The sequence below is a fragment of the Pseudomonas sp. AC083 genome (genome assembly GCF_979253165.1).
This window is the reverse complement of sequence record NZ_CEEDDH010000125.1, coordinates 1-273: the sequence shown is the minus strand read 5'-3', so window position 1 is coordinate 273 and position 273 is coordinate 1. Positions and strand designations below refer to the sequence as shown.

Here is a 273-nt window from a genome sequence, read left to right as displayed (position 1 = left end):
ACATCGCCCCGTACGGCCGGGATCACGCGGGACGCCAGCAGGGCATGCGGCAACTCCTCACCCATCAGGGCGAGTTGCACCAGGTCGCCGACGGCCCCGCGCGCCCGGCTCCCGTACGGGCGCCGCTGCCGCAGGTGCGGCCGGTGCCGCCCGTGCCGCCGGAGGCCGTCGCGCAGGAGCTGGCGGGGGCGTTCGGGCCGGGCATCTGCCGGTTCGACCAGCGCGCCGTGTCCCGGCAGGGCGTGCCGGAGGTCGTCGCGCTGACCCTCGTAT

At 76.9% G+C, this 273-nt stretch carries 1 protein-coding gene; it reads left to right on the top strand.

Annotated features, from left to right (window positions below; genetic code table 11):
• Nucleotides 1-44: 44 nt before the first annotated feature.
• A partial coding sequence (locus tag AC0IXA_RS27445; RefSeq protein WP_471814903.1) for a hypothetical protein occupies nucleotides 45-273 on the top strand: 229 nt, incomplete at its 3' end.